We start from the raw sequence: 25,548 nt of genomic DNA on the forward strand, positions 1-25,548 counted from the left end.
TGACGAGTACTTGCGGAGTGACGCTCATCGACCATCGTCGCAACGGTTCTCGACCGGTGCCCCGAAGCTGGAGCCAGCGCTGTCTATTCATGCTGCGACCCTGATCGCCCCCTTTGCCACGGATGAACCGCCCGTCTTCCACGGGCCCTCGATCGATGAGTTCTTCCCTGAGGTCCTCTTCAATCTGGCCGGTGTTCCGATCACTCGGATCCACCTCATCCAGTTCCTCGCCACGATCGCCGTCGTCGTGATCTTCTGGCTCGGTACGCGGCGCATGCGTGTCGTACCGGGGCGCTTCCAGAGCCTCGTCGAGATGGGACTGGACTTCGTCCGCGTCAACATCGGCGAAGACCTGCTCGGCAAGAAGGACGCCCAGCGCTTCCTGCCGATCCTCACGACGCTCTTCTTCATGATCCTGTTCATGAACATCACGGGCATCATCCCGTTCCTGAACATCGCCGGCACGAGCATCATCGCGGTGCCGCTGACGCTGGCGGTCGTGAGCTACGTCACGTTCATCTACGCCGGCATCAAGAAGAGCCCGAAGAACTTCTTCAAGAACTCGCTCTTCCCGTCGGGCGTGCCGTGGCCGATCTACATCATCGTCACGCCGATCGAGCTGATCTCGACGTTCATCATCCGGCCGGTGACGCTGACCCTCCGACTCCTCATGAACATGATGGTCGGCCACCTGCTGCTGGTGCTGTTCTTCGCGGCCACGCAGTTCTTCATCTTCGACATGGGCGGCTGGTGGTCCATCCTCGGCGCCGGCAGCCTCGCGTTCGGCTTCGTCTTCACCCTGTTCGAAATCCTGGTGGCCGTCCTCCAGGCCTACGTCTTCGCCCTTCTCACCGCGGTCTACATCCAGCTCGCGGTCGCCGAAGAGCACTGAAAGCGGGACGGCTCGCACGCCGCCCACAACTGAAAGGAAACACCCCCGTGGACGCAACTACGGTTCTCGCAGAGGTCACCGGCTCCATCGCCACCGTCGGTTACGGCCTCGCCGCGATCGGCCCGGCCATCGGCGTGGGCATCGTCGTCGGCAAGACGATCGAGGGCGTCGCCCGTCAGCCCGAGCTGGCCGGCCGCCTGCAGGTCCTCATGTGGATCGGTATCGCCTTCACCGAGGCGCTCGCCTTCATCGGCATCGCGACCGGCTTCATCTTCGGCTTCTGATCGCCACACTCTCGTCTAAGGAGACAGGATGCTGAACGCTCTTGTCACGTACGCCGCGGAAGAGGGCGCCGAAGCGGCGCACAACCCTCTGATTCCCGCGTGGTACGACATCATCTGGTCGTCGGTGTGCTTCATCGTCATCCTGGTCATCTTCTGGAAGGTCGCCCTTCCTCGGATGAAGAAGCTGCTCGACGAGCGCTCCGCTGCCATCGAGGGCAACATCGCGAAGGCCGACGAGGCCCAGCGCAAGGCCGAGGCCGCCCTCGAGGAGTACACGGCGCAGCTCGCCGATGCCCGCAAGGAGGCCGGCGAGATCCGCGACGCCGCCCGCGAGGACGGCAAGAAGATCGTCGCCGAGGCCAAGGAGACCGCTTCGGCGGAGGCCGCGCGCCTGACCACGACCGCGCACGCGCAGATCGAGGCTGAGCGCCAGACGGCACTCGTTTCGCTGCGCAGCGAGGTGGGCACGCTCGCTCTCGACCTCGCCGGCGGCGTGATCGGTGAGACGCTGTCCGACGACAAGAAGGCCCAGGCCGTCGTCGACCGCTTCCTCGCCGAGCTCGAAGAGTCCGAAGGGGCCAAGGCGTAATGGGCAGCGCGACCACTCAGGCCCTGGCGGCGACGACCGCGGCGCTGCGCGCCGCGTCGGGCGTCGACCTCGACGTGGCCGGCGAGCTGTTCGCCGTGGCGCGCGCCGTGGGCGACTCGTCGCAGCTGAGCGGCGCGCTCGCCGACTCCGCCGCGTCGGGCGAGGCGCGCCGCAAGGTCGTCACCGACGTGTTCGGCAAGGCTGTGAAGCCCACGACGGCGTCGCTGCTGACGGCCGCCGTCGCCGAGCGGTGGTCCTCGTCCGGCGATCTCGTCGACGGCATCGAGGAGCTCGCCGTGCGTGCTGCCGCTGTCGCCGACGCGAACGCCGACGTCGAGGCCGAACTGTTCGCGTTCTCGCGGGCGGTCGCCGACAACCCCCAGCTCGAGCTCGCACTGGGGAGCCGGCTCGGTGACTCCGCCGCGAAGGGCACGCTCGTCGAGAGGCTCCTTGCGGGCCGCGCGAGCGCGGGGGCGACGCTGATCGCGTCCTCCCTGGTCCGCCAGCCCCGCGAGCGCCGCGTGCGTCAGCTGCTGGCGCGCGCCACGCGACTCGTCGCCGACCAGCGCAACCGCGCGGTCGCGACCGTCGTGGCGGCGGCCCCGCTCAGCGCCGCGCAGAGCGAGCGCCTCACGGCCGCGCTCACCAAGCGCTACGGGACGCCGGTCTCGCTGAACACCATCGTGGACCCGACCGTCGTCGGCGGTGTGCGCGTGCAGATCGCGGACGACGTGATCGACGCGAGCGTGTCGTCGCGCCTGGCCGACCTCCGTCAGCGGCTCGCCGGCTGACACAGACTTCCCGCTCACGCGGAGATTTCGGGGCCGAGGCCCCTTGAACGAAGGAAAACAATGGCAGATCTCACTATCAGCCCTGATGTCATCCGTGACGCGCTGAAGGACTTCGTCGCCGCTTACGAGCCCACCGGGGCTGCGGCCACCGAGGTCGGCACCGTCGTCGACGCCGCGGACGGCATCGCCCACGTCGAGGGCCTGCCCGGCGTCATGGCGAACGAGCTCGTGACGTTCGGCGACGGCACGCAGGGCCTCGCCCTCAACCTCGACGAGCACGAGATCGGTGTCGTCGTCCTCGGCGACTTCTCCGGCGTCGAGGCCGGCCAGCAGGTCACCCGCACCGGCGAGGTGCTCTCGGTGGCCGTCGGCGACGGCTACCTCGGTCGCGTCGTCGACCCGCTCGGCAACCCGATCGACGGCCTGGGCGAGATCGCCACCGTCGGCCGCCGCGCCCTGGAGCTGCAGGCGCCGGGCGTCATGCAGCGCAAGTCGGTGCACGAGCCGCTGCAGACCGGCATCAAGGCCATCGACGCGATGATCCCGGTCGGCCGCGGCCAGCGCCAGCTCATCATCGGCGACCGCCAGACCGGCAAGACGGCCATCGCGATCGACACGATCATCAACCAGAAGGCCAACTGGGAGTCGGGCGACGTCAACAAGCAGGTGCGCTGCATCTACGTCGCGATCGGCCAGAAGGGCTCCACCATCGCGGCCGTGAAGGGTGCCCTCGAGGACGCCGGCGCGCTGGAGTACACGACGATCGTCGCGGCCCCCGCCTCCGACCCCGCCGGCTTCAAGTACCTCGCGCCTTACACCGGCTCGGCCATCGGCCAGCACTGGATGTACGAGGGCAAGCACGTCCTGGTCATCTTCGACGACCTGTCGAAGCAGGCCGAGGCCTACCGCGCCGTGTCGCTGCTCCTGCGCCGCCCGCCGGGCCGCGAGGCCTACCCGGGTGACGTCTTCTATCTGCACTCGCGTCTGCTCGAGCGTTGCGCGAAGCTGTCCGACGAGCTCGGCGCAGGCTCCATGACCGGTCTTCCGATCATCGAGACCAAGGCCAACGACGTCTCGGCGTACATCCCGACCAACGTGATCTCGATCACCGACGGCCAGATCTTCCTGCAGTCCGACCTGTTCAACGCCAACCAGCGCCCCGCAGTCGACGTCGGCATCTCGGTCTCGCGAGTCGGCGGCGACGCCCAGGTCAAGTCGATCAAGAAGGTCTCCGGCACGCTCAAGCTCGAGCTCGCCCAGTACCGCTCGCTCGAGGCGTTCGCGATGTTCGCCTCCGACCTGGATGCCGCTTCGCGTCGCCAGCTCGCCCGCGGCGCGCGTCTGACCGAGCTGCTCAAGCAGCCGCAGTACTCGCCGTACCCGGTGGAGGAGCAGGTCGTCTCGATCTGGGCCGGCACCAACGGCAAGCTCGACTCGATCGAGGTCGAGGACGTGCTGGCGTTCGAGCGCGAGCTGCTCGACTACCTGCGTCGCAACACCACGATCCTCGACACCCTGCGCGACACGAACGTCCTCGACGACGACACCGCGGCCGAGCTGGCGAAGAAGACCGACGAGTTCATCCTCGAGTTCCAGGCCGGCAAGGGCCAGTCGATCACCAAGCCCGGCCACGAAGAGGTCGCGGCTGCGCAGGCCGACGACGTGAACCAGGAGAAGATCGTCAAGGGCCGCCGCTAAGGCGGGCCTGGGCTAGCAGACATGGGCGCACAACTCCGGGTCTACAAGCAGAAGATCTCTTCTGCTCAGACGACCAAGAAGATCACGAAGGCGATGGAACTCATCGCGGCTTCGCGCATCCAGAAGGCGATGGCGCGTGTGCGCGCGTCGTCGCCCTTCGCGCGGGCCGTGACGCGTGCCGTCTCCGCCGTGGCGACGCACTCCAACGTCGACCACCCGCTGACCGTCGAACGAGAGACGATCCGCCGCTCCGCGGTCGTGATCTTCTCGTCCGACCGCGGTCTCGCGGGCGCGTTCAACTCGCAGATCCTCCGAGAGGGCCTCGAGCTCGCGCAGCTGCTGCGCGAGGAGGGCCGGGAGCCGGTGTTCTACCTTGTCGGCCGCAAGGCCGTCGGGTACTTCCAGTTCCGTCGCATGGAGAGCGCTGCCGAGTGGACGGGTGACACCGACACCCCGCACTTCACCACGGCGGAGGAGATCGCGGCGACTCTGCTCGACGCGTACGACCGCGGCGGCGAAGAGAACGGCGTCGACGAGATCCACCTCGTCTACAACCGCTTCGTCAGCATGATGACGCAGTCGCCCGAGACGGTGCGACTGCTCCCGCTCGAGGTCGTCGAGGCGGAGGAGTCGTCCTCGGCAGCGGTCTACCCGCTGTACGAGTTCGAGCCGGACGCCGAGACCGTGCTCGACGCGCTCCTGCCGGTGTACATCCAGAGCCGCGTCTTCAACGCACTCCTGCAGTCGTCGGCCGCGAAGCACGCCGCGACGCAGAAGGCGATGAAGTCCGCCAGCGACAACGCCGACAAGCTCATCACCGACTACACGCGCCTGCGCAACAACGCGCGCCAGGCCGAGATCACGCAGCAGATCGCCGAGATCGTCGGCGGAGCCGACGCCCTGTCCTCGGGCAAGTAACGCTCCTGCGCAGACAGACCACACGAAAGAGAAGAAGCCATGAGCCTCACCGCTGACAAGACCGAGACGGCGGTCGTCGGGCGCGTCGCCCGCGTCACCGGCCCCGTCGTCGACATCGAGTTCCCGCACGACTCGATCCCCGACATCTACAACGCGCTGAAGACGACGATCGTGATCGGCGACGACGCGTCCGAGATCACGCTCGAGGTCGCTCAGCACCTCGGTGACGACCTCGTCCGCGCCATCTCGCTCAAGCCGACGGACGGCATGGTCCGCGGCCAGGAGGTGCGCGACACCGGCGGCCCCATCACGGTCCCCGTCGGCGACGTCACCAAGGGCAAGGTGTTCAACGTCACCGGCGACATCCTGAACGGCGAGCCGGGCGAGACGATCGAGATCACCGAGCGCTGGGGCATCCACCGCAAGGCGCCGTCGTTCGACCAGCTCGAGTCCAAGACCGAGATGTTCGAGACCGGCATCAAGAGCATCGACCTGCTCACCCCGTACGTGCAGGGTGGAAAGATCGGCCTGTTCGGCGGTGCCGGCGTCGGCAAGACTGTCCTCATCCAGGAGATGATCCAGCGCGTCGCGCAGGACCACGGCGGTGTGTCGGTGTTCGCCGGTGTCGGCGAGCGCACCCGTGAGGGCAACGACCTCATCGGCGAGATGGAGGAGGCGGGCGTCTTCGACAAGACCGCGCTCGTCTTCGGCCAGATGGACGAGCCGCCGGGGACGCGTCTGCGCGTGGCCCTGTCGGCCCTGACGATGGCGGAGTACTTCCGCGACGTGCAGAAGCAGGACGTGCTGCTGTTCATCGACAACATCTTCCGCTTCACGCAGGCCGGTTCCGAGGTCTCGACGCTGCTCGGCCGCATGCCGTCCGCAGTGGGCTACCAGCCGAACCTCGCCGACGAGATGGGCGTCCTCCAGGAGCGCATCACCTCGACGCGCGGTCACTCGATCACGTCGCTCCAGGCGATCTACGTCCCCGCCGACGACTACACCGACCCGGCGCCGGCCACGACGTTCGCGCACCTCGACGCGACCACCGAGCTGTCGCGCGAGATCGCGTCGAAGGGTCTGTACCCCGCCATCGACCCGCTGACGTCGACGAGCCGCATCCTCGACCCGCGCTACATCGGTGAGGACCACTACCGCGTGGCCACGGCCGTCAAGCAGATCCTCCAGAAGAACAAGGAGCTGCAGGAGATCATCGCGATCCTCGGTGTCGACGAGCTCTCGGAAGAGGACAAGATCGTCGTCTCCCGCGCGCGCCGCATCCAGCAGTTCCTCTCGCAGAACACCTACATGGCGAAGAAGTTCACCGGTGTCGAGGGCTCGACGGTTCCGATCAAGGAGACCATCGAGTCGTTCGACGCCATCGTCAAGGGCGACTTCGACCACGTCGCCGAGCAGGCGTTCTTCAACGTCGGCGGCATCTCCGACGTCGAAGAGCAGTGGGCGCGCATCCAGAAGGAGAACGGCTGACATGCCGCTCAAGGTGAGCCTCGTCTCCGCGGACGCGGAGGTCTGGTCGGGGGAGGCGTCGCTCGTCGTCGCCAAGACCGTCGAGGGCGAGATCGGCTTCATGACCGGCCACGAGCCGGTGCTCGCGATCCTCGCCGAGGGTCAGGTGCGCATCACCGAGACGTCCGGCACGAAGATCATCGCCAACGCGCAGGACGGGTTCCTGTCGATGGAGGGCGACGATCTCACGATCGTGGCCGGAAACGCCGCACTGATCTCCTGATCGACCATCATTCGCACTCGGCCGGTCCCCTCGGGGATCGGCCGAGTCGTTTCATCCGGCGACGTCGCCCCGAGCCCCGCCAGGGAGAGCCATGCTGATCCTGCTGCCCCCGTCCGAGACGAAGCGGACCGGCGGCAGACGCGCGCCGCTGGATGCCGCAGGACTCGCGCTGCCGGAGCTCGCACCGCAGCGCGACGCCGTCGTGACGGCCCTGGTCGCCCTCTCGGCCGATGAGGAGCACGCCGCACGCGTCCTCAAGCTCGGCCCCCAGCAGCGCAGCGAGGTCGCCGTGAACGCCGTGCTGCGCGAAGCACCGACCATGGCGGCGATCGACCGCTACACCGGTGTCCTCTTCGACGCGCTGGATGCAGCATCCGTCTCCACCGCCGGACGTCGCTGGCTGGGAGCCCATGTCCTCGTGCACTCGGCCCCGTTCGGGCCGGTGGGCGCGCTGGATCCGATCCCGGCGTACCGTCTCGGCGCCGCCACGTCTCTTCCGGGCGTGCCGCCGCTGCGGCGACTGTGGAGCGCCGATGTGACCGCCGCTCTCGCTGCGCTCGCGCCGCGGTTCGTGCTCGATCTCCGCTCCGAGGCCTACGTCGGGCTCGGCCCCGTACCGGCCGGCGTCGCCTCGCGGTACGTGCGGGTCGTGAGCGAGGGCGCCGACGGCGCCGTGCGCGCCCTCAACCACTTCAACAAGCACGCGAAGGGCGCGCTCGTGCGCCGGCTGGCAGAGGATCGCCCACGAATCGGGTCTGCCGCGGCCTTCCTGACATGGGCGGATGCTGCGGGCCTGCGCGTCCGCGAGACCGCCGCCGGCGAACTCGAGCTCTTCGCCTGAGTTGCTACGCGGTCGGCGTGCGCACCGCCGAGAAGCGATTGCGGCGGCGCAGCGCGAAGCCGAGACGCTCGTACGCGGCGATCGCCCCGACGTTCGACGCCGCCGCGTGCAGCAGTGCGCGGTCGCCGCGCTCCTGGATGTGGAAGGCGACGTCGAGCACGAGTCGCGACGCGAGCCCCTGACGGCGGTGGTCGGCGTCGACGGCGACGGCGCTGATCTCGGTCCAGCCCTCGGGGTGCAGGCGCTCGCCCGCCATTGCGACCAGCCGGCCGTCGCGGCGGATGCCGATGTACCGTCCGAGCTCGTAGGTGCGCGGCCGGAACGGGCCGGGCTGGTTTCGCTCGACGATCGCGAGCATCTCGGGAACGTCGTCGGCGCCCAGCACGATCGCTTCGGGATAGGGCTGCGGTCGCAGCGCGTCGGTCTCGACGAGCTGCACCCCCTCGCCCTGGCCGACGACCTCCCATCCCACCGGCACTTCGCCCTCGTACCCCGACAGCCCGATCTCGGCACCGGGGCCCACGAGGTCGACGAGCGCCTGCCACACCGCCGGCTCGTCCCACGAGCGCACCGCGACGAACGGCGCCACGTCTTCCGGATAGCGGCGCACGAGGTCGTCGCCGATCGCGAACGAGGCGTGCGGACCGGTGAGCGCGTGCCACGGGGCGTTGTCGAGCACGGTGGCATCGGCGTGCGGGGCATCGAGGACGGGGGCGAGGGAGGCATCGGGCACCCGCCCACTCTGCGCCTGCCGTCCCGTCGCCGCAAATGCCCGGCGTCACCGCACGCAACACGTGCGATGACGCCGCCGGGTCAGCGCTTCGTGTGCTCGGCGGTGCGCTCGGTGTTCTCGGCGATCGCGATGAGGGCGACGACCGCCTCGATGATGAACCTGAGCAGGATGATCGCGAGGAACGTCACCACCGGCACCACGATGATGGTCGCGACGAGCCCGGTGATGCCGGCGCCGACGTTCAGCCACATCACCGAGATCGCACTCATGATGCCGCCGACGAAGTACACGATGAAGCCGATGGCGATCGCGATCAGGCCGACGAAGTAGAACACGCTCGCCAGTCGCCGCGTGATGAAGGTGCGGAACGACAGGTCGAACAGCGCCGAGAAGAACCCTCGGCCGACCTCGTTGACCTCACCGCGGACCGTCGGGACACCGGTGTCGTCAGGATCGGCCGCGCGCGCGGCGTCGGCTGCGGACTGCGGGGGCAGCGGCGGAGGAGTCGAGGCGGACGGAGTCTGGTCGGTCATGGCAGCCCTTCGGTCGGGAGATCTGCTCAGGGTATCCACCGCCGCCTCAGCGGGCCATCCCCTTGATATGGGGCGCCAATGCTGACAGGCAGCTGAGAGCGTCGCTAGCATGTGTCGAGCGGAGCAGGGGCTCCGTGGGCGCGCTTGGGCGCTCCCCGAACCGACTCTCTCGGAGGTCGCTCCACATGGATTACAACGACGGCAGCGGAGCTGGGGCGCTCATCGCCTGGCTCGTGCTCGCTCCCTTCCTCTTCCTGCTCGCGATCGCCGGATACGTCATCGGCTCGTGGTTCCTCATGAAGGTCTTCGACAAGGCCGGCGTCCAGGGCCGCTGGCGTGCATGGGTGCCGGTCTACAACACGCTGATCTTCGTCAAGCTCGGCGACCTCAACCCGTGGTGGCTGCTGATCCTCTGGGGCGGCGCCGTCGTACTCGGGTGGGTTCCGGTGCTCGGCACCCTCATCGGGATCGCCGCCTTCATCTACACGCTCCTCGCCGCCTGGCGCGTGGGCCTGAAGCTGCAGAAGGAAGCCGTCTGGCTCATCCTCTACTTCTTCCTCGCCATCGTGTGGCTCGGCATCAACGCGTTCGACCGCTCGCGCTGGAACACGGCGATCCCCGCAGCCCCGTGGGCGGGCACCTTCCTCGCCGACAACACCGTGTGGTCGGGCGTCCCCGCGCAGGCACCGGCCGGCGGCTACCCGCCGAACCCGGCCACCGCTCCCGGCTACGGCGCCCCTGCGGGCTACCAGCCGCCGGCCGGGTACACGCCGCCCGCGCCTCCCGCCGGCTACACGCCGCCGCCCGCGCCCCCGGCCGCGCCCGCCGCTCCGGTGCCGCCGCCCGCTGCCCAGCCCCCGGCCGCACAGCCCCCGGTCACGCCGCCGCCCACGGCAGCGCCTCCGGCCGCACAGCCCCCGGTGACGCCGCCGCCCCCGTCCGAGCCGCCCACCACCGAGCCGCCGGCGCCTGACGCGCCCAAGCCGTAACCGCATCGACAGCCCCTCGCCCGATGGCGAGGGGCTGTCGTTTCACCCCGGGCGGCGGCATCCGCATCCGGGGATAGCGTGGACGCATGACCTCGACTGTTCCCCTGCGCCGGGTCGGCGCGTCCGGCCTGCTCGTCTCCGCCGTCGGCCTCGGCTGCAACAACTTCGGTCGCCCCGGCACCCGCACCGAGACGCTCGACGGCACGCGGGAGGTGCTCGACGCCGCCATCGACGCCGGTGTGACGTTCCTCGACACCGCCGACATGTACGGCGGCGATCCGGGGCAGTCCGAGACGTTGATGGGGGAGGCGCTTGAGGGGCGGCGCGACCAGGTCGTCCTGGCGACCAAGTTCGGGCATCCCGGCCGCGACATGGGCTACCCGCCGTCGGGCGCGAAGGGCTCGCGGTCGTACATCCGGCGCGCGGTCGAGGCATCCCTCACCCGCCTGAAGACCGAGTGGATCGACCTGTACCAGCTGCATGTGCCCGACAACGACACGCCGATGGAGGAGACGCTCGACGCGCTCGGCGACCTCGTCCGGGAGGGCAAGGTGCGCTACATCGGGCACACGAACTTCTCGGGCTGGCAGGTCGCGGAGGGCCATTTCACCGCGCTCATGCGCCACGGCGTGCCCTTCGTCTCGGCGCAGAACGAGTACAGCCTGCTGGCGCGCGGAGCCGAGCGGAACGTGCTGCGGGCCGTCGAGCGCTACGGTCTCGGCTTCTTCCCGTACTTCCCGCTCCACAACGGGCTGCTGACCGGGAAGTTCACGCGGGATGCCGCGCCGGCCGACACGCGCATCATCCGGCAGCGTCGCCACATCTACGACGACGCGCCGTGGGAGGCACTCGAGGGATATCGGGCGTTCTGCGACGAGCGGGGCATCACGATGCTCGAGGCGACCTTCGGGTGGCTGCTGTCGCGTCCGGCGCTGTCGAGCGTCATCGCGGGTGCGACCACTCTCGAGCAGGTCCGCGGCAACGCCGCGGCGGCCTCGGCGTGGACGCCGACGGCCGCGGACCTTGCGGCGATCGACGCGCTGTTCCCGCCGCCGGAGGCCGCCGCCTGACGCCTCGACGCACCGCGTCGGGCGAGTTCGCCGACGGCGTAGGTGCCGGACTGTCGGCGGAACGCACGCAGGCGTAGCGTCGCTATCCGTGCGCGGTCCGCGTGAGCGGATGACTCCGCGCGCCGGAAAGGACCGTCGTGCTCGGCAAGCTCCTGGTGCGGTATCTGAGTCCCGCGTGGCCGCTCATCGTGGCGGTGGTCGTCTTCCAGCTGGCGCAGTCGATCGCGTCGCTGTGGCTGCCGACCCTGAACGCCGACATCATCGACAACGGCGTCGTCACCGGCGACATCCCGTACATCTGGTCGACCGGCGGCGTGATGCTGATCGTGAGTCTCGTGCAGGTGGTGTGCGCGATCGTCGCGGTGTACTTCGGGTCGCGCCTCGCGATGGGCATGGGCCGGGACCTGCGCGGCGACCTGTTCCATCGGGTGGTCGCGTTCTCGCAGCGGGAGGTCGGCCAGTTCGGCGCCCCGTCGCTCATCACCCGCAACACCAACGACGTGCAGCAGGTGCAGATGCTGGTGCAGGTGTCGGCGACGCTCATGATCTCGGCGCCCATGCTCGCGATCGGCGGCGTGATCATGGCCATCAGCCAGGACGTCGGCCTGTCGTGGCTGATGGCGGTGGCGATCCCGGTGCTGCTCATCATCGTCGGGCTCATCGTGTGGCGCATGGTCCCGGCATTCACCCAGATGCAGAAGCGCATCGACCGCGTGAACCAGATCATGCGCGAGCAGCTGAGCGGCATCCGTGTCGTGCGGGCGTTCGTTCGTGAGCGTGAGGAGCGCGCCCGCTTCGAGGCCGCCAGCGACGATGTGAAGGCGACAGGTCTGCGTGCCGGCAACCTGATGGCCCTGATGTTCCCCGCGGTGATGCTGGTCATGAACGTCTCGAGCGTCGCGGTCATCTGGTTCGGCGCGTTCCAGGTGCAGAACAACGGCGTCCAGATCGGCACGCTGTTCGCGTTCCTCACCTACCTGATGCAGATCCTCATGGGCGTCATGATGGCGACCTTCATGTTCGTGATGATCCCGCGCGCCGCAGTCTGCGCGAACCGCATCGGCGAGGTGCTCGAGACCGATCCGTCGGTGTCGGCGCCCGAGACCGCGGCGTCGGCTCCGGCCCCCACCGGCCGCATCGAGTTCGACCACGTCGACTTCGCGTACCCCGGCGCCGAGGAGGCCGTGTTGCACGACGTGACCTTCACCGTCGAGCCGGGCACGACGACGGCGGTGATCGGCTCTACCGGCTCGGGCAAGACGACGCTCGTCAGCCTCGTGCCGCGCCTGTTCGACGTGACCGCGGGCAGCGTCCGCGTCGACGGTGTCGACGTGCGCGACTACGACCCCGATGAGCTCTGGACCCGCGTCGGGCTGGTCCCGCAGCGCGCCTTCCTGTTCTCGGGCACGATCGCGTCGAACCTGCGCTACGGCGATCACGATGCGACCGACGAGCAGCTGTGGACCGCGCTCGAGCTCGCCCAGGCGGCCGACTTCGTCCGTGCGATGCCCGAAGGGCTCGAGGCGCCGATCGCCCAGGGCGGCACGAACGTGTCGGGCGGGCAGCGCCAGCGCCTCGCGATCGCGCGGGCGCTCGTGAAACGTCCCGAGTCGTACATCTTCGACGACTCGTTCTCGGCACTGGACCTGAGGACGGATGCGGCGCTGCGCCGCGCGCTCGATACCCACCTGCCCGACGCGACCCGGCTCGTCGTCGCGCAGCGCGTCTCGACGATCCAGCACGCCGACCAGATCCTCGTCCTCGAACACGGGCGCATCGTCGGGATCGGCACACACGACGAGCTCGTCGAGGCCAACGAGACGTACCGCGAGATCGTGGAATCCCAGCTCGCGGCGGAGGCGGCGGCATGAGCGGGCCGGGGCGGGCACCGCAGCGCATGCCGATCGGCCGCGGCCCCATGGGTCAGGCGACGGGCGGCGAGAAGGCGCAGAACTTCGGTCCGAGCGCGAAGCGCCTGCTCGCGACCCTGCGCTCGGACATGCCGCGGCTCTGCGTGGTGCTCGTGTTCAGCATCCTGTCGGTCACGCTCTCGGTGATCGGCCCGAAGCTGCTCGGCGAGGGCACGAACGTGGTGTTCGCGGGCTTCATCTCGCTGCAGGTGCCGGCGGGCGTGACCAAACAGCAGGTCGTCGACCAGCTCGTCGCGTCGGGCAATCAGGACCAGGCGAACATGGTCGCGGCGATGGACTTCGTGCCCGGTGCCGGCATCGACTTCGACCAGCTCGCGCGGATCCTGACGCTGGTGCTGCTCGTCTACGTGTTCTCGAGCCTGTTCGGGTGGCTGCAGGCCCGCATCCTCAACGGCGTGGTGCAGCGCGCGATGCACCGGCTGCGTCTGCAGGTCGAAGACAAGGTGCACCGCCTGCCGTTGTCGTACTTCGACCGTGTGCAGCGCGGCGAGCTGCTCAGCCGCGTCACGAACGACGTCGACAACATCGGGCAGACGATGCAGCAGACCCTGTCGCAGGTCGTCATCTCCCTGCTGACCGTGATCGGCGTTCTCACGATGATGTTCATCATCTCGCCGCTGCTGGCGGTCATCGCCCTCGTCACCATCCCGCTGACGATCCTCATCACCGTGCTCGTGGCCAAGCGCTCGCAGAAGCTCTTCGTGCAGCAGTGGAAGACGACAGGCGTGCTCAACGCCCGGGTCGAGGAGACGTTCTCCGGCCACTCGGTCGTGAAGGTGTTCGGCCACCAGAAGGAGGTCGAGGCGGACTTCAGAGCCGAGAACGAGGAGCTGTACCGGTCGAGCTTCGGGGCGCAGTTCCTCTCGGGCGTGATCATGCCCTCGATGATGTTCATCGGCAACCTCGTGTACGTCGCGATCGCCGTCGTCGGCGGACTCCAGGTGGCCGCCGGGCTCATGTCCATCGGCGACGTGCAGGCGTTCATCCAGTACTCCCGGCAGTTCACCCAGCCGCTCAGCCAGCTCGGGTCGATGGCGAACCTGCTGCAGTCCGGCGTCGCCAGCGCAGAGCGCGTGTTCGAACTGCTCGACGAGGAGGAGCAGACGCCCGACGACGACCCGGCCGAGACCGCGCCGGAGTCGGCGAGCAGGCTGGAGTTCGAGGGCGTCTCATTCCGGTACACGCAGGACAAGCCGCTGATCGACTCGCTGACGCTGGCCGCGCGGCCTGGCAGCACGGTCGCGATCGTCGGGCCCACTGGCGCCGGCAAGACGACCCTCGTGAACCTCATCATGCGGTTCTACGACGTCGACTCGGGCCGCATCGTGCTGGACGGCGTCGACACCCGGCGCATGACGCGCGACGACCTCCGCGCGCGCACCGGGATGGTGCTGCAGGACACCTGGCTGTTCGCGGGCACCATCCGCGAGAACATCGCGTACGGGCGACCGGAGGCGTCCGAGGAGGAGATCGTCGCCGCGGCGACGGCGGCCTACGTCGACCGTTTCGTGCACGCGCTGCCCGACGGCTACGACACGATGCTCGATGACGAGGCCACCAACCTCAGCGTGGGTGAGCGTCAGCTCGTGACGATCGCCCGGGCATTCCTCGCCGATCCGCGCATCCTCATCCTGGACGAGGCGACGTCGTCCGTGGACACCCGCACCGAGCTACTCATCCAGCGAGCGATGTCGCGGCTGCGCGAGGACCGGACGGCGTTCGTGATCGCCCACCGGCTGTCGACGATCCGGGACGCCGACCTCATCCTCGTGATGGAGAACGGCGCGATCGTCGAGCAGGGGTCGCATAATGAGCTGCTCGCGCAGAAGGGCGCGTACTGGCGCCTCTACAACGCGCAGTTCGAGGGCGCGGCCGAAGAGGAAGAGGCGCTCGAGGTGCCGACCGTGCCGCTGTCGCCGCCCACGACTGCGCAGATCGTCGTCGAAGCGCTCGCCGAGTCCGAAGACGCCGTCGAGTAACCCACTAGTATGTGAGGACGCCGGGGCGATGGGTTCCGGCGTATTCCGACGGGGAGGACAGGGCGTGCCCGAAGTTTCCACCCAGTCTCTCGCCGTCCCGGTTCCCGGTGGCGTGCTCGAGCTCTCCTGGGCGGCCGTGACCGACACCGGACGCCGTCGCGAGGTGAACCAGGATGCGATGTTCGCGGCGTATCCGCTGTTCGTCGTCGCCGACGGCATGGGTGGGCATGTCGGGGGTGAGATCGCCAGTGCGAGCGCGATCGAGCGACTCCGCGCCGTCGCCGACAGCGGCACGGTGACGCCCAAGACCATCGAGAAGGCGCTCGCGCGCGCCGTCAAGGACATCGCGTCGCACCCCGAGGCGACGGACGACGGCACCGGCACCACGGTGACCGGCGTGTTCCTCGACACATCGGGGGACGCCGCCCACTGGGTCACGCTGAACATCGGCGACTCCCGGGTGTACCTCGTGCGCGATGGCGCGATCGTGCAGATCACCACCGACCACTCGGTCGTGCAGGAACTCGTCGCAGCAGGACGACTGAGTCCCGAAGAGGCCGAGAACCACCCCTACGGCAACGTCATCACCCGCGCGGTGGGGCCGAGCGAAGGCGTCACGCCCGACTACGTGCGGCTGGACGCTCTCGACGGCGACCGCTTCGTCATCTGCTCCGACGGGCTGACGAAGGAGCTCACCGACTACGGCATCCGCCACTTCCTCGAGGAGAACGCCGACGCGGGCGACGCGGCATCCGCCATGCTCGAGGCGGCGCTCGAGAACGGCGGCCGCGACAACATCACCATCATCGTGCTCGATGTGAGTCGCCCGGCCGACGACGTCTCCTCCACAGACGACGACTGACCGCCGCGATCCACAGATCCGGCTTGCGGGGATCCGGGTCGATCCGGCTCGCGCTGGACTGGGCGCATGCGCTCGACCGTTCCTTCGACCTTCGCGACCGGTGGCGTCCTCGACGATGAGCCGCTCGCCCTGCCAGCGGCGTGGAGTCCTCCGCCGCGCCCCCCGCTGCCGCTCGTGGCCGCGATCGTGCCCGTGGTCGGTGCCGTCGCGCTCTGGCTCGTCACCGGCTCCCTCTTCTCCCTCTGGTTCGCGCTCCTCGGCCCGCTGATCGCGGCGGCGACCATGCTCGACGCACGCCGCGCCGCCCGCCGCGACGGCCGGCGCGCCGCAGCCGACGCGATGCGCGCCCGCGCCGACGTCTCCGCGGCCGTGACGGCGCGTCACGAGAGCGAGCGGGCGCAGCTGTGGGCGCGGCATCCCGATGTCGCGCGCCTCGCCACCCGCGACGGCGAGATCTGGCGCGGCGGCCGCGATGCGTGCCTCGTGGTCGGCGAGGGCGAGCGCGCGAGCGTCGTCCGGGTGACCGGAGGAGACGGAGATCCGGATGCTGCGGAGCTGCGTCGTCGCGCGGCCCGCGTCGCTGGGGCGCCGGTGACGCTCCCTCTCGCCGCCGGCGTGGTGGTCGTGGGCGGTGAGACACTGGCCGCCGCCGTCCAGCGGGCGCTGGTCCTGCAGGCGTGCCTCGCCTTCGCGCCGGACGAGCTGCATGTCCTCCCGCCGCTCGGGCGGGGTCTCGACTGGATGGAGGCGCTGCCGCACCGGGACGGCCGGGGCGGATCACAGCTAGCAGTCGTCGGTCCCGGTGAAGTGGTCCCCGCGGACGCCGACCTCGTCATCGCGCGCGGTCGACCCGGCGAGCCACTGCCACCGAGGTGCCAGGCGGTGCTCACGATCTCCTCGCCCGGCGTCTCGCGTCTCGAGCACGCCGGCGAGGTCGTGCCGGTGCGCGTCGAGGCGGTGGCCCGGGGGCAGGCGGAGGAGATCGCCGCCGAACTCTCCACTCGCGCCGACCACAGCCTGGGACTGCGGCGCGGGGCGCCGGAGCCGATCGCCCTGTCGTCGCTGCTGACCGTCGTGCCGGCCACGGCCGGCGGGCTCCCTGCGGTCATCGGCGCGAGCCGCGGCGAGCCGGTGCTCGTCGACCTCGTCGCCGACGGACCTCACGCGGTGGTCGCGGGAGTCACCGGGGCCGGCAAGAGCGAGCTGCTGATCACCTGGATCCTCGCGCTCTGCGCCACCCGCTCTTCAGATGAGGTGACCTTCCTGCTGGCGGACTTCAAGGGCGGCACGGCGTTCGACGGCCTCGCCGGGGTTCCCCATGTCACCGGGGTCATCACCGACCTCGACGGTTCCGGCGCCCGCCGCGCCATCGAGAGCCTGCGGGCCGAGCTCCGCGGTCGCGAGGCGGCGATCGCCGCGGCCGGCGCCCGTGACATCGGCGACCCGCGGGTACGGCTGCCGCGGCTCGTCGTGGTCGTCGACGAGTTCGCGGCTCTCCTGGGCGATCACCCCGAGCTGCACGGCCTGTTCGCGGATCTCGCGGCCCGCGGCAGAGCCCTCGGGATCCATCTCATCCTCGGCACCCAGCGGGCGGCGGGGGTGATCCGCGACAACCTGCTGGCGAACTGCCCGCTGCGGATCAGCCTGCGCGTGACCGACGCGGCCGACAGTCGCGCGCTGCTGGGCACGGAGGATGCCGCGCGCCTGCCCGGCGGGGTCTCGGGCCGCGGGGCGGCGTTCGTCCGTCGCGCCGGCGATGCGAGTCCCGAGCAGCTGCGAATCGCGCTGTCCGGCCCCGGCGACGTCGCGGCGGCCGCGCTCAAGGTCGGGCACCGTGCGCCCCGTCGGCCCTGGCTGCCGGAGCTGCCGAAGCTGCTGACCCTCGACGATCTCGTGGGTCGCTCGGCGGCGGAGCGGGACGCACCTCCCGCGGGCGCCGTGCTTCTCGGGCTGGCCGACGAACCCGAGCACCAGCGGCAGCCGGTCGCGTTCCTGAGCGCGTCCGACCGTGGGCTGCTGGTGCTCGGAGGGCCGGCGTCTGGGGTGTCGAATGCGCTCGACCTCGTGCAAGCCCAGTTGCGCGGGGCGGCGGTGCGCCTGCCGGCGCATCCCGAGCGGCTCTGGGATGCCGTCGCCGCACTGCACGAGGAGCTGCCGCGCCCCGGCTCGGCGGTGCTCGTCGATGATCTCGACGGGGTCGCACCGCGGCTGCCGCCCGAGTACGCGCAGATCGTCACGGAGCGGATCGAAGCGCTCGTGCGCCGGGCCGCCGATGCCGGCGTGCTCATGGTGGTGGGAGCGCACCGGCTGACCGGTCCCGTGTCGCGCATCGCCGAACTCTTTCCGCGTCGGCTCGTGCTGCCGTACGCCACGCGCGTCGATCACGCATCGGCCGGGGGTGATCCCTCGACGTTCGATGCGGCCGCGCCCTCCGGGCGGGGGCGACTCGACGGACGGACGCTCCAGCTCGCGATGGCGCCCTCCGCGTGGCGAGAGACGTTCGAGCCCGACGCCCCGTGGATCCCCTCCGCCGCGCTCACCGGAGTCGTGGCTCGGCGCTCGCCGGCCGGGCGACGCGCGCTCGCCGCCTGGGAGGAGCGCGGGGTGCGCGTGCTCGGCGTCGAAGCCTACGTGGCGGAACCGGCTGCCGTGGCCACGGCGCGAGTGGTCGTCGTGGGGGAGCCCGACGACTGGCAGCGGCAGTGGCGCCTCCTCGCAGATGTGCGCGGCGACCACGACCTCGTGATCGACGCGTCGTGCGCGTCGGAGCTCCGCGTCCTCACGGGGTTCCGCGGAGCACCGCCCTACTGCGAGCCCGGTGCCGGGCGCGCGTGGCTCATCTCGGCCGGAGCGGATCCCGTCCGCATTGTCCTCCCGTCGTGACATGTCCGGCCTGACCGTCGGGCGGATGCCTTGACCGGTGCTTCTCGCACGCCATAGCGTCGGCCTGTGGCCACATCCCCGATCGATCTGCACCGCCCCGAGGGGAAGGGACTCGCCGCGGGCACGCTGGGCCTGTGGGGTTCTACCGTCATCGGCCTCGCGTCGACCGCGCCCGTCTACTCCCTGGTGGCGACCCTCGGGTTCGTCGTGCTGGCGGTCGGGGCGCAGGCGCCCATCGCGTTCGTCATCGCGTTCATCCCGATGCTCTTCATCGCCTTCGCCTATCGCGAGCTCAACAACGACGTCCCCGACTGCGGCACCACCTTCACATGGGGCACCAAGGCCTTCGGGCCATGGGTCGGCTGGATGGGCGGGTGGGGCGTCGCCGTCGCCGGCATGGTCGTGCTGGCGAACCTCGCGCAGATCGCCGGCATCTACTTCTGGGCGCTCGTGGACGGCATCGTGGGAAATCCCGAGGATGCACTCCTCGCCGACAACGTTGCGCTCGTCACGGCGACGGGTGTGGTGTTCATCGCGGCGATGACCTGGGTCAGCTGGCGGGGCGTCGAGATCGGCGAGCGCATCCAGAACGTGCTGCTGGCGATCCAGTACCTCGCCCTCGCGATCTTCGTGGTTGCCGCGCTCTGGCAGTTCTTCGCCGGCACGGCGCCGGACCCGACGCCGTTCGACTGGTCGTGGTTCAACCCGTTCGCGTTCACCGAGTGGAGCGGGTTCGTCGAGGCCGTGCTGCTCGCACTCTTCATCTACTGGGGCTGGGACACGTGCCTCGCCCTCAACGAGGAGACGAAGGACCCCAAGCGCATCCCGGGCCGTGCGGCTCTGCTGACGACGGTCATCCTGCTCTTCACCTATGTCGGCGTGACGGTGGCCGCGATGATGTACGCCGGCCTCGGCGAGACGGGGACGGGCCTCGGCAACGAGGCGAACGCGGACGACTTCTTCCTCGCGATCAAGGACGGCCTGCTCGGGCCGCTGGGCTGGGTGCTGGTGGTCGCGGTGATGATCTCGGCGATCTCGTCGACGCAGACCACGATCCTGCCCACGGCTCGCGGCACGCTGTCGATGGCCGCCTACAAGGCACTGCCCCGCCGGTTCGCCACGGTGCACCCGCGGTACAAGACGCCGTCGTTCTCGACGCTCGTGATGGGCGTCGTCGCGATCGTCTACTACGTCGGCATGACCTTGATCAGCGACAACATCCTGCAGGACTCCATCCTGTCCCTCGGGCTCGCGATCGCCTTCTACTACGCGATCACCGGCTACGCCTGCGTGTGGTACTTCCGGCGGGAGCTGTTCAACAGCGCGAGGAACTTCTTCTACCGGTTCCTCTTCCCGCTGCTGGGGTCCCTGATGCTGACGTACGCGTTCGTGCAGTCCGCCATCGACATGTACGACCCCGACTACGGCTATGGCGGTGGCATCGGCCCCGTCGGCAGCACGTTCCTGCTCGGCATCGGATCGCTCGCGTTCGGCGTGCTGCTCATGGTCCTGTGGTTCCTCTTCCCCCGCGCGAAGGCGTTCTTCCGGGGGGAGAGCCTCAACCGGGACACCCCGGTGCTCGTTCCCGAGGACCCGGCAGACTTCGCCCGGTCGATCGACGGCGGGCTCGTCTGAGGCGGAGCGCCACGGCCCTCACGGACCGAGGTGCGCCCCGCAGCCGACGTCGTACGCCTCCCGCAGCCAGGCCGCGACAGCCTCGTCGAACTCGCCCGCGTCGGCGAGGCGGAGCTGGTGCACGAAAAGCCGTCGTCCGTACGGCGACGCACTGAGGACACGGGGGTCGGGCGGAAGCTCGCGCATGAGGTCGAAGTACCCGCGAACCCCCGCGCGCCACGGCCTGAAGCCGGCGAACCCGCGACGCGGTCCCTTGAACGTGATCGTCGTCTTCGCGACCGAATGCGTCACGGGGCCGAACGATCGGATCAGCTCGTCGATGCGGTGCCACAACTCGACCGCGGCGGGGTCCGCATCCCTCAGGTGATCCTCCACCGTCCACACCCGCGCGTCCGTCATCCCCCCAGTCTCGGCCAGGGCGCCGACACGCGCACCTCGGCAGAAGGGCGGAAGCCCCGGACTCCCGAAGGAATCCGGGGCTTCTGAAGCCGGGACCGCTGTCAGACCAGGGCGGCGTCCAGCGGCGCGAGCTCGAGTCCGTGCGCCGTCGCCACACCCGCGTTGACCACGCGGCCGCCGACGGTGTTGAGACCGGCCGCGAGCGCGGCATCCGCTCGGAGCGCTTCCTTCCACCCGCGACGCGCGATCTGGCGGATGTAGGGGAGGGTGGCGTTGGTGAGCGCCGAGGTCGACGTGTTGGGCACCGCGCCCGGCATGTTCGCGACGCAGTAGAAGATGCTGCCGTGCACCGGGAAGGTCGGATCGGCGTGCGTGGTGGGGTGCGTGTCCTCGAAGCAGCCGCCCTGGTCGACGGCGATGTCGACGAGCACGGAGCCCGGCCGCATACGCGAGACCATGTCGTTGGTCACGAGCTTCGGCGCCTTCGCGCCCGGGATGAGCACCGAGCCGATGACGAGATCCGAGGCGGTGACCGCCCGATCGAGGTCGAGCGGGTTCGATGCGGCGGTCTTGACCCGGCCCTGGAAGTGGTCGTCGAGGTAGCGAAGACGCTGCACGTTGGTGTCGAACACGGTGACGTCGGCGCCCATGCCCACCGCGATCACCGCGGCATTGGCGCCGGCGACGCCGCCGCCGATGACGGTGACCGTGGCCGGTCGCGTGCCCGGCACCCCCGACATGAGCAGGCCGAGGCCTCCGGCGGAGCGCATCAGCGTCGCGGCGCCGACCGTCGGGGCGAGACGCCCGGCGACTTCGCTCATGGGCGCGAGCAGCGGGAGCCCGCCACCGGCCAGCTGGACGGTCTCGTAGGCGATCGCTGTCACGCCGTCGGCGACGAGGCGCTCGGTGAGCGGCCGGTCGGCCGCGAGGTGCAGGTAGGTGAACAGCACGAGGTCGTCGCGGAAGTAGCCGTACTCGCTCGCGATGGGCTCCTTGACCTTGAGGAGCAGCTCGGCGCGCGCCCACACCTCGGCGGCATCGTCGAGCAGCACCGCCCCCGCGTCCTCGTACTCGGCATCCGGCATCGACGAGCCCTCGCCCGCGCCGCGCTGCACGAAGACCTCATGGCCGGATGCGACCAGGTCGTGCACGCCCGCGGGCGTGAGGGCGACCCGATACTCGTTGTTCTTCACCTCGGTGGGGACGCTGATCCGCATCGTGTGATCCTTTCCGCTCCGCCGTTGGAGCGCTCGGGCTCCTCGTGGGAGCGCCTCTAGAAAGCGGGGCGGATGGCCCCGACATCCTGTCCGCCGCCGGTGACGGTCAGCGGAAGCCTCGACATCGTGTCGGCGACATCCGCCGACGCCAGCGCGCCGTGCCGCTCGAGCAGGCGCACCGCGACGGCGGTCGCGGCGCGGCCGCTGCCGTCGAGCATCTTGAGTGCGACCGTCGTGCCGTTCGGGGCGACCATCACCATGACGCCCTCGGCGCCGCCCTTGGCGAACACGCCCAGCCGTTCGATGACGACCGTGTCGGCGCGGCCGGGGCCGTCGATCGTCCACGGGTCGGCGCGCACCGCTTCGACGAGTGCGCCCGCGCTGCGGTGCAGAGCGAAGGGGGACGTCGTCGACGAGTTGCCGATCCGATGGATCGCGCGCGCGAGACCGAACAGGGTCATCGCGTAGACGGGAGCGCCACAGCCGTCGACGGCGGTCGCGGCGACCTTCTCGCCGATCAGGCGTTCGACGGTCTCACGGACGAGGATCTGCACCGGATGATCCGGCGCCAGGTAGCTTTCGGGATCCCACCCGTTCAGGACGCTCGTGACGAGCATCGCGGCGTGCTTGCCGGAGCAGTTCATCCGGATGCGCGACGGCTGTCCGAGTTCACGCACCAGCTCGTCACGCGTCGACGTGTCGCCGGGCCACGCTGCGGGGCATCCCAGTGCGTCCTCGCCGAGTTCGGCGAGGGACAGGATGTCGCGGACCACCGCGACGTGACGGTCGGTGCCGGAGTGGCTCGCGGTCGCGAGGGCCAGTCGCTCGCCCTCGAGGGGCGCGCCTGCCGAGAGGCACGCGAGCGCCTGCAGCGGCTTGAGGCTGGAGCGGGGGAGGATCAGCGCCGAAGGATCGCCGAGCTTCTCGGCGATGGTGCCGTCGGCGGCGAGCACGATGGCGATGCCGGCGTGGCGCGACTCGACGAAACCGCTGCGTTCGACGACGGCGAGCTCGACGGCGTCGGTCGCGGCGAAGGTCTGCGGCACCCCGACAGCCTACCGCCGGAGGGGCTGTCCGCCCGCATGACAGACTGTGCTCATGTGGGGCGAGCATCGATACTCCGTCCGGACGACGTGGACCGGTGACCGCGGCACCGGTACGTCGGGCTACCGGGACTACGACCGGGCGACGACCATCGAGATCGACGGCAAGCCGGCTCTGCTCGCTTCCTCCGACAAGCCCTTCCGCGGAGACCCGTCGCGCTGGAACCCCGAGGACATGCTGCTGGCATCGCTCAGCGAGTGCCACCTGCTGTCATACCTCCACGCGTGCGTGCAGGCGGGCGTGGTGGTCGTGGGCTACGAGGACGAGGCATCCGGTCTCATGGTCGAGGACGGCCGCGGCGGCGGCGCGTTCCGCGAGGTCGTGCTGCGCCCGCGCGTGACCGTCGCGGACGCCTCGATGACGGATGCCGCGGCCGCCGCGCATGCGCAGGCGAACGAGTGGTGCTTCATCGCGAACTCCGTGAACTTCCCGGTGCGCCACGAGCCCACGATCCTCGTCGCTCCCGCCGGTCGTTGAGCGCGCGGCATTCCCCGGTCTTTGAGCGGACTGCATTCCCCGGTCGTTGAGCGGGCTGCATTCCCCGGTCGTTGAGCGAGCTTGCGAGTCGAAACGCCGTCAGCGGCGCTCGTGGGGGAGGACCTGCTTGATGCGGTCGATCGTGTTGTGCGCGGGGACCTCGTTGTAGGCGTTCGCGAGCTCCTGGCCCGACAGGGCGTGGATCGCGGCCATGATCTCATCCGTCGCGAGACGGCGTGCCTTGCCCGAGGACGCCGGGCCGTGGTGGGCGAGGTCGAGCGGCTCGCCGAACTTGACCGTGATGCGGTGCTGGAACGACGGCTTCTTGGCCCCCACCGGCATGACCTTGTCGGTGCCGATGAGCCCCACCGGCACCACGCGGGCGCCCGACTGCAGCGCGAGGAACGCGACGCCGGTGCGGCCCTTGTAGAGGCGGCCGTCGAGCGAGCGGGTGCCCTCAGGGTAGAGCGCCACGGCCTTGCCCTCGTCGAGCAGGGCGCGCTGCTGGTCGAGCGCATCGAGGGCGGCCTGCCCGGCGCCGCGCTGCACCGGGATCGCGCCGATCGACGTGAAGAACCACCGCGACGCCGGCTTGTCGAAGTAGGTCGATTTCGCCAGGAAGTGCACGGGGCGCGGTGCCGCCACCGGGATCGCGATCGAGTCGATGAACGACAGATGGTTGCTCGCGAAGATCACCGGGCCGGACTTGGGGACGTTGGCCTTGCCCTCGATCCGCGGGCGGTACACGACTCGGGCCAAGGGGGTCAGGATGCTGCGCCCCAGCGCGTACGTGAAGCCCATGCGGCGCGCCGCAACGGCGGAGGATTCGGGTTCTTCCGCCGTCTCGTCGGCGGTGTCTTCGGCGCCGGGCACGAGGTCGGAAGTCACCCGTAGAGGGTACTCCCGATTGCATTCCGGTATCGGCATGTCGTTTCCCAGCGCGAACAGAGGGAAGATGCGAAAGGATGGAGGCTTCCCTTCCCCTGACTAGAGGTTGTTCCGTGCGCATTCGCCCGTTCGCCGCCCTGTCCGTCGTCGCCGCGGCGACTCTCCTGCTTGCCGGGTGCACCGGGTCGGCCGATCCGAACGCCACGCCGACGCCGACGTCGACCGCTTCGTCCGAGTGCCTGCTCGACGCGCAGCCGGGTGCGGACTCCGACGCCATCGAGGTTACGGGCAACGGCGCGGGTCTCGCGGCGACCCTCCCCGACGACCTCGCCTTCGAGGGCGTCGAGCGCACGATCGTGACCGAGGGCTCCGGCGACGACGTCGTGTCGGGTGACCTCGTCAGCGGCTTCTACACGATCTATGACGGATCGACCGGCGAGGTCCTGCAGGACTCGTCCGAGACGTCGGCCGACGACTCCGGCGAGGTCCCGATCATCATGGACCCGCAGCAGTACTCGCTGTTCGTCGCGGCGCTCGAGTGCGCGCCGATCGGGTCGACGGTCGCGATGTCGATCCCGGGGAGCGCGTTCGGCGAAGGCGCATCGCCTGTCGTGATCGTCGCCGAGACCACTGACTTCGTCCCGACCAGCGCGGACGGCGCCGAGCAGGACCCGGTCGACGGCATGCCCACCGTCGAGCTCGCCGACACCGGCGCGCCGACCATCACGATCCCCGAGGCCACCGAGCCGCCGACTGAGGTGCAGATCGCGGACCTCAAGGAGGGCGATGGCCCCGTCGTCGAGTCCGGTGACACCGTGTTCGTGCAGTACACCGGCGTCAAGTGGTCGGACGGCTCCGTCTTCGACTCCAGCTGGGACCGCGGCCAGCCCTCGGCGTTCCAGACGACCGGCGTCGTCGCCGGCTTCCAGCAGGCGCTCGAAGGACAGGCCGTCGGCTCGCAGGTGCTCGTCGTGATCCCGCCGGAGTTCGGCTATGGGGCTCAGGACGGTCACGAGCTGCAGAACGAGACGCTCGTCTTCGTCGTCGACATCCTCGGCGTGCAGCGCGCCGCCGCCCAGCAGTAA

General features: G+C 69.9%; 24 protein-coding genes. 18 read left to right on the forward strand and 6 right to left on the reverse strand.

Going from position 1 to position 25,548, the window contains the following annotated elements; translation table 11 throughout:
• Positions 1-100: 100 nt before the first annotated feature.
• The 9 genes from atpB to Q9R33_RS16430 all read left to right on the forward strand — a co-directional run bounded on the left by atpB (position 101) and on the right by Q9R33_RS16430 (position 7,763).
• Positions 101-892, forward strand: coding sequence for a F0F1 ATP synthase subunit A (gene atpB, locus Q9R33_RS16390; RefSeq protein WP_235560275.1), 792 nt, complete (start codon positions 101-103; stop codon positions 890-892).
• Positions 893-939: 47 nt separating this feature from the next.
• A complete protein-coding gene (gene atpE, locus Q9R33_RS16395) occupies positions 940-1,176 on the forward strand; it encodes an ATP synthase F0 subunit C (protein ID WP_045297529.1) in 237 nt (78 codons plus the stop codon).
• A gap of 28 nt (positions 1,177-1,204) precedes the next feature.
• Positions 1,205-1,765 (forward strand): F0F1 ATP synthase subunit B, encoded by a 561-nt coding sequence (locus Q9R33_RS16400; protein ID WP_056370292.1) that lies wholly within the window; start codon positions 1,205-1,207, stop codon positions 1,763-1,765.
• A complete protein-coding gene (locus Q9R33_RS16405) occupies positions 1,765-2,556 on the forward strand; it encodes a F0F1 ATP synthase subunit delta (RefSeq protein WP_311294416.1) in 792 nt (263 codons plus the stop codon). The genes Q9R33_RS16400 and Q9R33_RS16405 overlap by 1 nt, the downstream gene beginning before the upstream one ends.
• A 60-nt stretch (positions 2,557-2,616) precedes the next feature.
• Positions 2,617-4,254 (forward strand): F0F1 ATP synthase subunit alpha, encoded by a 1,638-nt coding sequence (gene atpA / locus Q9R33_RS16410; RefSeq protein ID WP_056370287.1) that lies wholly within the window; start codon positions 2,617-2,619, stop codon positions 4,252-4,254.
• A gap of 21 nt (positions 4,255-4,275) precedes the next feature.
• Complete coding sequence (locus Q9R33_RS16415; RefSeq protein WP_056370285.1) at positions 4,276-5,172, forward strand: F0F1 ATP synthase subunit gamma; 897 nt, start codon at positions 4,276-4,278, stop codon at positions 5,170-5,172.
• Between the two features lie 39 nt (positions 5,173-5,211).
• Positions 5,212-6,660 carry a F0F1 ATP synthase subunit beta gene (atpD, locus tag Q9R33_RS16420; RefSeq protein WP_056370284.1) on the forward strand — a complete coding sequence of 483 codons (1,449 nt, stop codon included), beginning with the start codon at positions 5,212-5,214 and terminating at the stop codon, positions 6,658-6,660.
• A gap of 1 nt (position 6,661) precedes the next feature.
• Complete coding sequence (locus Q9R33_RS16425; RefSeq protein WP_045297537.1) at positions 6,662-6,922, forward strand: F0F1 ATP synthase subunit epsilon; 261 nt, start codon at positions 6,662-6,664, stop codon at positions 6,920-6,922.
• A 91-nt stretch (positions 6,923-7,013) separates the two neighbouring features.
• The gene (locus Q9R33_RS16430; RefSeq protein WP_311294417.1) at positions 7,014-7,763 is read left to right on the forward strand and encodes a peroxide stress protein YaaA; all 750 of its coding nucleotides are present in this window, start codon (positions 7,014-7,016) and stop codon (positions 7,761-7,763) included.
• A gap of 4 nt (positions 7,764-7,767) precedes the next feature.
• Here Q9R33_RS16430 and Q9R33_RS16435 read toward each other — a convergent pair whose 3' ends face one another.
• Both Q9R33_RS16435 and Q9R33_RS16440 read right to left on the reverse strand, forming a co-directional pair.
• Positions 7,768-8,496 (reverse strand): GNAT family N-acetyltransferase, encoded by a 729-nt coding sequence (locus Q9R33_RS16435; protein ID WP_310248395.1) that lies wholly within the window; start codon positions 8,494-8,496, stop codon positions 7,768-7,770.
• Between the two features lie 80 nt (positions 8,497-8,576).
• A complete protein-coding gene (locus Q9R33_RS16440) occupies positions 8,577-9,029 on the reverse strand; it encodes a DUF4282 domain-containing protein (protein ID WP_056370278.1) in 453 nt (150 codons plus the stop codon).
• 185 nt (positions 9,030-9,214) lie between these two features.
• Between Q9R33_RS16440 and Q9R33_RS16445 the strand changes: the two genes are divergently transcribed.
• From Q9R33_RS16445 to Q9R33_RS16475, 7 genes are all read left to right on the forward strand, one after another.
• On the forward strand, positions 9,215-10,018 hold the full coding sequence (locus tag Q9R33_RS16445) for a DUF5684 domain-containing protein (protein ID WP_310248391.1): 804 nt from the start codon (positions 9,215-9,217) through the stop codon (positions 10,016-10,018).
• 86 nt (positions 10,019-10,104) lie between these two features.
• A complete protein-coding gene (locus Q9R33_RS16450) occupies positions 10,105-11,088 on the forward strand; it encodes an aldo/keto reductase (protein ID WP_311294418.1) in 984 nt (327 codons plus the stop codon).
• Between the two features lie 137 nt (positions 11,089-11,225).
• Complete coding sequence (locus Q9R33_RS16455) at positions 11,226-12,959, forward strand: ABC transporter ATP-binding protein (RefSeq protein ID WP_310248385.1); 1,734 nt, start codon at positions 11,226-11,228, stop codon at positions 12,957-12,959.
• Positions 12,956-14,998, forward strand: coding sequence for an ABC transporter ATP-binding protein (locus Q9R33_RS16460; protein WP_396654120.1), 2,043 nt, complete (start codon positions 12,956-12,958; stop codon positions 14,996-14,998). Before Q9R33_RS16455 ends, Q9R33_RS16460 begins: the two co-directional genes overlap by 4 nt.
• Positions 14,999-15,062: 64 nt before the next feature.
• Positions 15,063-15,860: a protein phosphatase 2C domain-containing protein gene (locus Q9R33_RS16465; RefSeq protein ID WP_311294419.1), complete on the forward strand. Its 798-nt coding sequence runs from the start codon at positions 15,063-15,065 to the stop codon at positions 15,858-15,860.
• 66 nt (positions 15,861-15,926) lie between these two features.
• Positions 15,927-18,743, forward strand: coding sequence for an FtsK/SpoIIIE domain-containing protein (locus Q9R33_RS16470; RefSeq protein WP_311294420.1), 2,817 nt, complete (start codon positions 15,927-15,929; stop codon positions 18,741-18,743).
• 66 nt (positions 18,744-18,809) lie between these two features.
• Positions 18,810-20,378 (forward strand): APC family permease, encoded by a 1,569-nt coding sequence (locus Q9R33_RS16475; protein WP_311294421.1) that lies wholly within the window; start codon positions 18,810-18,812, stop codon positions 20,376-20,378.
• An 18-nt stretch (positions 20,379-20,396) separates the two neighbouring features.
• Here the strand turns inward: Q9R33_RS16475 and Q9R33_RS16480 are convergent, their stop codons facing one another.
• The 3 genes from Q9R33_RS16480 to Q9R33_RS16490 form a co-directional block, all read right to left on the reverse strand.
• A complete protein-coding gene (locus Q9R33_RS16480) occupies positions 20,397-20,777 on the reverse strand; it encodes a DUF5655 domain-containing protein (protein WP_056370263.1) in 381 nt (126 codons plus the stop codon).
• Positions 20,778-20,878: 101 nt separating this feature from the next.
• The gene (gene ald / locus Q9R33_RS16485; RefSeq protein ID WP_311294422.1) at positions 20,879-21,994 is read right to left on the reverse strand and encodes an alanine dehydrogenase; all 1,116 of its coding nucleotides are present in this window, start codon (positions 21,992-21,994) and stop codon (positions 20,879-20,881) included.
• A gap of 56 nt (positions 21,995-22,050) precedes the next feature.
• Positions 22,051-23,040, reverse strand: a complete 990-nt coding sequence (locus Q9R33_RS16490) for an asparaginase (protein ID WP_311294423.1) — start codon at positions 23,038-23,040, stop codon at positions 22,051-22,053.
• Between the two features lie 52 nt (positions 23,041-23,092).
• Between Q9R33_RS16490 and Q9R33_RS16495 the strand changes: the two genes are divergently transcribed.
• Positions 23,093-23,575, forward strand: coding sequence for an OsmC family protein (locus tag Q9R33_RS16495; protein WP_310248370.1), 483 nt, complete (start codon positions 23,093-23,095; stop codon positions 23,573-23,575).
• A 99-nt stretch (positions 23,576-23,674) separates the two neighbouring features.
• Here the strand turns inward: Q9R33_RS16495 and Q9R33_RS16500 are convergent, their stop codons facing one another.
• Positions 23,675-24,376 carry a 1-acyl-sn-glycerol-3-phosphate acyltransferase gene (locus tag Q9R33_RS16500; RefSeq protein WP_056371480.1) on the reverse strand — a complete coding sequence of 234 codons (702 nt, stop codon included), beginning with the start codon at positions 24,374-24,376 and terminating at the stop codon, positions 23,675-23,677.
• Between the two features lie 200 nt (positions 24,377-24,576).
• Here Q9R33_RS16500 and Q9R33_RS16505 point away from each other — a divergent pair, with 200 nt between their 5' ends.
• Positions 24,577-25,548, forward strand: a complete 972-nt coding sequence (locus tag Q9R33_RS16505; protein ID WP_311294424.1) for an FKBP-type peptidyl-prolyl cis-trans isomerase — start codon at positions 24,577-24,579, stop codon at positions 25,546-25,548.

Source organism: Microbacterium sp. PRC9, from assembly GCF_031844125.1.
Taxonomy (GTDB): Bacteria; Actinomycetota; Actinomycetes; order Actinomycetales; family Microbacteriaceae; genus Microbacterium.

Excerpts from the sequence above, each read along its gene's own strand:
- Q9R33_RS16430 (WP_311294417.1), top strand. The coding sequence starts at position 7,014 with ATGCTGATCCTGCTGCCCCCGTCCGAGACGAAGCGGACCGGCGGCAGA.
- Q9R33_RS16460 (WP_396654120.1), top strand. The coding sequence starts at position 12,956 with ATGAGCGGGCCGGGGCGGGCACCGCAGCGCATGCCGATCGGCCGCGGC.
- Q9R33_RS16480 (WP_056370263.1), bottom strand. The coding sequence starts at position 20,777 with ATGACGGACGCGCGGGTGTGGACGGTGGAGGATCACCTGAGGGATGCG.
- atpA (WP_056370287.1), top strand. The coding sequence starts at position 2,617 with ATGGCAGATCTCACTATCAGCCCTGATGTCATCCGTGACGCGCTGAAG.
- Q9R33_RS16500 (WP_056371480.1), bottom strand. The coding sequence starts at position 24,376 with ATGGGCTTCACGTACGCGCTGGGGCGCAGCATCCTGACCCCCTTGGCC.
- ald (WP_311294422.1), bottom strand. The coding sequence starts at position 21,994 with ATGCGGATCAGCGTCCCCACCGAGGTGAAGAACAACGAGTATCGGGTC.
- Q9R33_RS16425 (WP_045297537.1), top strand. The coding sequence starts at position 6,662 with ATGCCGCTCAAGGTGAGCCTCGTCTCCGCGGACGCGGAGGTCTGGTCG.
- Q9R33_RS16440 (WP_056370278.1), bottom strand. The coding sequence starts at position 9,029 with ATGACCGACCAGACTCCGTCCGCCTCGACTCCTCCGCCGCTGCCCCCG.
- Q9R33_RS16470 (WP_311294420.1), top strand. The coding sequence starts at position 15,927 with ATGCGCTCGACCGTTCCTTCGACCTTCGCGACCGGTGGCGTCCTCGAC.
- Q9R33_RS16400 (WP_056370292.1), top strand. The coding sequence starts at position 1,205 with ATGCTGAACGCTCTTGTCACGTACGCCGCGGAAGAGGGCGCCGAAGCG.
- Q9R33_RS16445 (WP_310248391.1), top strand. The coding sequence starts at position 9,215 with ATGGATTACAACGACGGCAGCGGAGCTGGGGCGCTCATCGCCTGGCTC.
- Q9R33_RS16405 (WP_311294416.1), top strand. The coding sequence starts at position 1,765 with ATGGGCAGCGCGACCACTCAGGCCCTGGCGGCGACGACCGCGGCGCTG.
- Q9R33_RS16495 (WP_310248370.1), top strand. The coding sequence starts at position 23,093 with ATGTGGGGCGAGCATCGATACTCCGTCCGGACGACGTGGACCGGTGAC.
- atpD (WP_056370284.1), top strand. The coding sequence starts at position 5,212 with ATGAGCCTCACCGCTGACAAGACCGAGACGGCGGTCGTCGGGCGCGTC.
- Q9R33_RS16415 (WP_056370285.1), top strand. The coding sequence starts at position 4,276 with ATGGGCGCACAACTCCGGGTCTACAAGCAGAAGATCTCTTCTGCTCAG.
- Q9R33_RS16450 (WP_311294418.1), top strand. The coding sequence starts at position 10,105 with ATGACCTCGACTGTTCCCCTGCGCCGGGTCGGCGCGTCCGGCCTGCTC.